General features: G+C 71.5%; 4 protein-coding genes. 2 read left to right on the forward strand and 2 right to left on the reverse strand.

Annotated features, from left to right (window positions below; genetic code table 11):
* The first annotated feature begins 353 nt into the window (after positions 1-353).
* Together clpB and DEP02_RS19340 are read left to right on the forward strand one after the other, a co-directional pair.
* Positions 354-2,951, forward strand: coding sequence for an ATP-dependent chaperone ClpB (gene clpB / locus DEP02_RS19335; protein ID WP_112468946.1), 2,598 nt, complete (start codon positions 354-356; stop codon positions 2,949-2,951).
* A 199-nt stretch (positions 2,952-3,150) separates the two neighbouring features.
* Entirely contained in the window at positions 3,151-3,681 is a 531-nt protein-coding gene (locus tag DEP02_RS19340; RefSeq protein WP_112468947.1) for a type III secretion system chaperone family protein, read from the forward strand.
* 137 nt (positions 3,682-3,818) lie between these two features.
* Here DEP02_RS19340 and DEP02_RS19345 read toward each other — a convergent pair whose 3' ends face one another.
* The gene (locus tag DEP02_RS19345; protein ID WP_112468948.1) at positions 3,819-5,018 is read right to left on the reverse strand and encodes a pyridoxal phosphate-dependent aminotransferase; all 1,200 of its coding nucleotides are present in this window, start codon (positions 5,016-5,018) and stop codon (positions 3,819-3,821) included.
* 66 nt (positions 5,019-5,084) lie between these two features.
* The gene (locus DEP02_RS34080; protein WP_198668491.1) at positions 5,085-5,228 is read right to left on the reverse strand and encodes a hypothetical protein; all 144 of its coding nucleotides are present in this window, start codon (positions 5,226-5,228) and stop codon (positions 5,085-5,087) included.
* Positions 5,229-5,538 lie beyond the last annotated feature (310 nt).

The raw sequence follows: 5,538 nt of genomic DNA on the forward strand, positions 1-5,538 counted from the left end.
CGCACCGCGACCGGCACACCGCGACCGGCACACCGCGACCGGCACACCGCGACCGGCACACCGCGACCGGCGCGCCCTGCGGTCGGCCGCCGGCGCGTCGGCGGCCTTCGCGCTCGCCCTGCCCCTGTTCCGCCAGAAGCCGGGATGCGGTGCGTCGGGAGCGCCCGGGTCGAGGGAACACGTGGTGGTGGCCATGAACCCACAACTCGGCCCACCTGGGGCACGGCGGCACTCCCGGAGGAACCTTGAGTGGAATAGACTCAAGTTTGTGTACGCTGACTGAGTCAGAGCTGGGAGGCGTGGCTGAACGCTGACGCCAAGGGGCCAGGGAGCCAAGGAGGAGAGAAGCGACCGTGGACGCCGAGCTGACCAACAGGAGCCGGGACGCCATCAACGCGGCCGGCAACCGGGCCGTGCGGGAGGGACACCCCGACCTCACCCCCGCCCATCTGCTCCTCGCGCTGCTCGAGGGACAGGACAACGAGAACATCATCGACCTGCTGGCGGCCGTCGACGCCGACCAGGCGGCCGTCCGCTCCGGCGCCGAGCGCGTGCTCGCGTCCCTGCCCAGCGTGGCCGGGTCCACCGTCGCGCCCCCGCAGCCCAACCGTGAACTGCTCGCCGTGATCGCGGACGCGCAGAGCCGGGCGCGGGACCTCGGCGACGAGTACCTGTCCACCGAGCACCTGCTCATCGGCATCGCCGCGAAGGGCGGCGCGGCCGGCGAGATGCTGACCGGGCAGGGGGCCGGTGCGAAGAAGCTGCAGGACGCTTTTCAGAAGGTGAGGGGAGGGCGCCGGGTGACCACACCCGACCCGGAGGGCCAGTACAAGGCCCTGGAGAAGTTCGGCACGGACCTGACCGCGTCGGCGCGCGAGGGCAGGCTGGACCCGGTCATCGGCCGGGACCACGAGATCCGCCGCGTCGTGCAGGTGCTGTCGCGCCGTACGAAGAACAACCCGGTCCTCATCGGTGAGCCCGGCGTCGGCAAGACCGCCGTCGTCGAGGGGCTCGCCCAGCGGATCGTCAAGGGCGACGTGCCCGAGTCCCTGAAGGACAAGCGGCTGGTCGCCCTCGACCTCGGGGCGATGGTCGCGGGCGCCAAGTACCGCGGCGAGTTCGAGGAGCGGCTGAAGACCGTCCTCGCGGAGATCAAGAACTCCGACGGCCGGATCATCACCTTCATCGACGAGCTGCACACCGTCGTCGGCACGGGCGCCGGCGGCGACTCCGCGATGGACGCCGGCAACATGCTCAAGCCGATGCTGGCCCGCGGCGAGCTGCGCATGGTCGGCGCCACGACGCTGGACGAGTACCGGGAGCGGATCGAGAAGGACCCGGCCCTCGAACGGCGCTTCCAGCAGGTGCTGGTCGCCGAGCCGACCGTCGAGGACTCCATCGCGATCCTGCGCGGACTCAAGGGCCGCTACGAGGCCCACCACAAGGTGCAGATCGCGGACAGCGCGCTGGTGGCCGCCGCGACCCTGTCCGACCGGTACATCACCTCCCGCTTCCTTCCCGACAAGGCGATCGACCTCGTCGACGAGGCCGCCTCCCGGCTGCGCATGGAGATCGACTCCTCGCCGGTCGAGATCGACGAACTCCAGCGTGCCGTCGACCGGTTGCGGATGGAGGAGCTGGCCCTCGACAAGGAGACCGACGCCGCCTCCCGCGAGCGGCTGGAGAAGCTGCGCCGCGACCTCGCCGACAAGGAGGAGGAGCTGCGCGGCCTGACCGCCCGCTGGGAGAAGGAGAAGCAGTCCCTCAACCGGGTCGGTGAGCTGAAGGAGCGGCTGGACGACCTGCGCGGCCAGGCCGAACGTGCCCAGCGCGACGGCGACTTCGACAGCGCCTCCAAGCTGCTGTACGGGGAGATCCCCAGCCTGGAGAAGGAGTTGGAGGCCGCCTCGCAGGCCGAGGAGGAGGCCGCCAGGGACACCATGGTCAAGGAGGAGGTCGGCCCGGACGACATCGCCGACGTGGTCGCCTCCTGGACCGGCATCCCGGCCGGCCGCCTCCTGGAGGGCGAGACGCAGAAGCTGCTGCGCATGGAGGACGAGATCGGCAAGCGGCTGATCGGCCAGACGGAGGCCGTACGGGCCGTCTCCGACGCCGTACGCCGCAGCCGCGCGGGCATCGCGGACCCCGACCGGCCGACGGGCTCGTTCCTCTTCCTCGGCCCGACCGGTGTCGGCAAGACCGAACTGGCCAAGGCGCTCGCCGACTTCCTCTTCGACGACGAGCGGGCCATGGTCCGCATCGACATGTCGGAGTACAGCGAGAAGCACAGCGTGGCCCGGCTGGTCGGCGCCCCGCCCGGCTACGTCGGCTACGAGGAGGGCGGCCAGCTCACGGAGGCGGTCCGCCGCCGCCCGTACAGCGTGATCCTCCTCGACGAGGTGGAGAAGGCCCACCCGGAGGTCTTCGACATCCTCCTGCAGGTGCTGGACGACGGCCGCCTGACGGACGGTCAGGGCCGTACGGTCGACTTCCGCAACACCATCCTGGTGCTGACCTCCAACCTGGGCAGCCAGTACCTGGTCGACCCGCTGACGAGTGAGGAGGAGAAGAAGGAGCAGGTGCTCGAGGTGGTCCGCTCCTCCTTCAAGCCGGAGTTCCTCAACCGCCTGGACGACCTGGTGGTCTTCTCCGCCCTGACCAAGGACGAGCTGAGCCGGATCGCGAAGCTCGCCATCGACCGCCTGGCCAGGCGACTGGCGGAGCGCCGCCTGACCCTGGACGTCACCCCCGACGCCCTGGCCTGGCTCGCCGACGAGGGCATGGACCCGGCCTACGGCGCCCGCCCGCTGCGCCGCCTGGTCCAGACCGCCATCGGCGACCGCCTCGCCAAGGAGATCCTCTCCGGCGAGATCAAGGACGGCGACACGGTCCGCGTCGACCGCTTCGACGAGGGGCTCCTGGTGGGCCCGGCCACCGGGAAGACCCTGTAACGGCGCCCACGCCCCCCTCGCCCACTCGGCCCTCTTCCCCGTGAACGTGGGAGGGGGCCGAGGAGTGCGGGTACCCGGGTGACCGGCTGCCTAGGTGACCGGATCCTGTCAGCCGAGGGCTGACAGGGGCCGCCGGGGCTTGCCACCACCCTCCCCGCATGGGGGAGGATGGCGGGATCCGTACGAAGGGAAAAACACGGTGAGCATCGACCCGTCCTCGATTCCGAACTTCGGGGGCCAGCCCGAGCCGCAGCCCCAAGGACCGGCGGGCCCCGTCGTCCCGGATCAGGACCTCGTGAAGCAGCTCCTGGACCAGATGGAGCTCAAGTACGTCGTCGACGACGAGGGCGACCTCGCGGCGCCGTGGGAGCAGTTCCGTACGTACTTCATGTTCCGCGGGGAGGCCGAGCAGCAGGTCTTCTCGGTGCGGACGTTCTACGACCGGCCCCACAAGATCGACGAGAAGCCCCAGCTGCTGGAGGCCATCGACGACTGGAACCGCAGGACCCTTTGGCCCAAGGTCTACACCCACACCCACGACGACGGCACCGTCCGCCTGATCGGCGAGGCCCAGATGCTGATCGGCATGGGCGTGAGCCTGGAGCACTTCGTCTCCTCGACGGTCAGCTGGGTGCGGGCCGCCATCGAGTTCGACCGCTGGCTCGCCGAGCAGCTCGGCCTCGAGCAGGAGCTCAACGACGGGGAGAAGCCCGAGGACGACGAGGAGTAGTCCCACGGCAGTTCCACGGCGGTGCCCGCCCGCTCACGGGCGGATACGTCCCGTGGACTGACGAGAGCCCGACCAGGGCGCGGGCCACCAGTACCGCGCGCAGGCCGGGCTCTTGCCGTACACGGCATTGCGGCCGGTCAGCCGGCCAGGGTCTTCAGGCGTTCGGCGGCTTCCTGGAGCACCGCCGGCTGTTTGCAGAAGGCGAAGCGGACGAAGGGGGCGCCCTCGGTGCGGTGGTCGTAGAAGACGGCGTTCGGGATGGCGACCACGCCCGCGCGCTTCGGCAGGGAGCGGCAGAAGGCGAAGCCGTCGCTCTCGCCGAGGGGGCGGATGTCGGTGGTGATGAAGTAGGTGCCCGCCGGCCGGAACACCCCGAAGCCCGCCTCGGCCAGGCCTGCTGCCAGTACCTCCCGGCGGGCCCGCATGTCCTCGCGGAAGGCGGCGAAGTACGACTCCGGCAGCGCCAGCGCCTCGGCGACCGCGTACTGGAAGGGGCCCGAGGCCACGTACGTCAGGAACTGCTTGGCCGAGCGCACCGCCGCCACCAGACCGGGTGCCGCCGTGATCCAGCCGACCTTCCAGCCGGTGAACGAGAACGTCTTGCCCGCCGAGCCGATCGTCACCGTGCGCTCGCGCATGCCCGGGAGCGTGGCGAGGGGGATGTGCTCGGCGTCGTCGAAGACCAGGTGCTCGTAGACCTCGTCCGTGACCACCAGCAGGTCCCGCTCGACGGCCAGCTCGGCGATCGCGGTCAGCTCCTCGCGGGTGAGGACCGTACCGGTCGGGTTGTGCGGGGTGTTGATCAGCAGCAGCCGGGTCCGGTCGGTCACCGCGGCGCGCAGTTCGTCGAGGTCGAGGCGGAACGCGGCGCCCCCCTCGACGTGCGGGCGCAGTGTCACCGGTACGCGCGTGCCGCCCGCCATCGCGATGCAGGCCGCGTAGGAGTCGTAGTACGGCTCCAGGGCGATCACCTCGTCGCCCGGCTCGACGAGAGCCAGCAGCGCGGCCGCGATCGCCTCCGTGGCGCCCGCCGTGACCAGCACCTCCGTGTCCGGGTCGTAGGACAGCCCGTAGCGTCGCAGCTGGTGCGCGGCGACGGCCGTGCGCAGCTCGGGGACGCCCGGGCCGGGCGGGTACTGGTTGCCCCGCCCGTCGCGCAGCGCGCGCACGGCCGCCTCGCGGATCTCCTCGGGGCCGTCGGTGTCGGGGAAGCCCTGCCCCAGGTTGATCGACCCGGTCGACGCGGCCAGGGCGGACATCTCGGCGAAGATCGTCGTCCCGAACTCGGCGAGCCGGCGGTTGAGGAGCGGGCGTGCGCTGGAGGTCATGGCGGTCATCCTGCGCCGAAGCTCTGGATTTCCTCAAGTGTGCTTTGACCGGTCCGGCGGCCGGGCATGTCCTGCTCACGCTACGAGCGTGGCGCCCACGGGGGAGTGGAAGGAGGGGGACGCCATGGTCTTCGGCATCGTCCTGACGGTGATCGTGGTGATGTGCGCGGCCGGGGTGGTCACCGCGCGCGGCAGGGCCCACCGCGGCCGGTACGCCAAGGCGCACGGAGGCCGGCGCGCGTGGTCGCTCGGCGGGGGGAGCTCGGGCGGCACCACCAGTTGGCGGGCCGCGTCGGACGGCGGCTGCTCGCCCGGCGGCCCGGGTCACCCGGAAGGGCGTCACTTCGGTGGCCATCACTCGTGTGGGGGTCACTCGTGCGGGGGGCACTCCTCGTGCGGCGGTGGGTCGTCGCGCGGGGGGCGGATGCGGGGGAGGCAGCTGACACGGGGCAGCTGAGCTGCGCAGGGGGAACCGCATCCGGGCCGGCGCCCGCCGGAGGGACACTCCGGCGGGCGCCGCGGTCCCGAC

This window comes from Streptomyces triticisoli (assembly GCF_003270085.1).
Taxonomy (GTDB): Bacteria; Actinomycetota; Actinomycetes; order Streptomycetales; family Streptomycetaceae; genus Streptomyces; species Streptomyces triticisoli.

Coding starts and splice junctions, on each gene's coding strand:
- DEP02_RS19345 (WP_112468948.1), bottom strand. CDS start 5,018: ATGACCGCCATGACCTCCAGCGCACGCCCGCTCCTCAACCGCCGGCTC.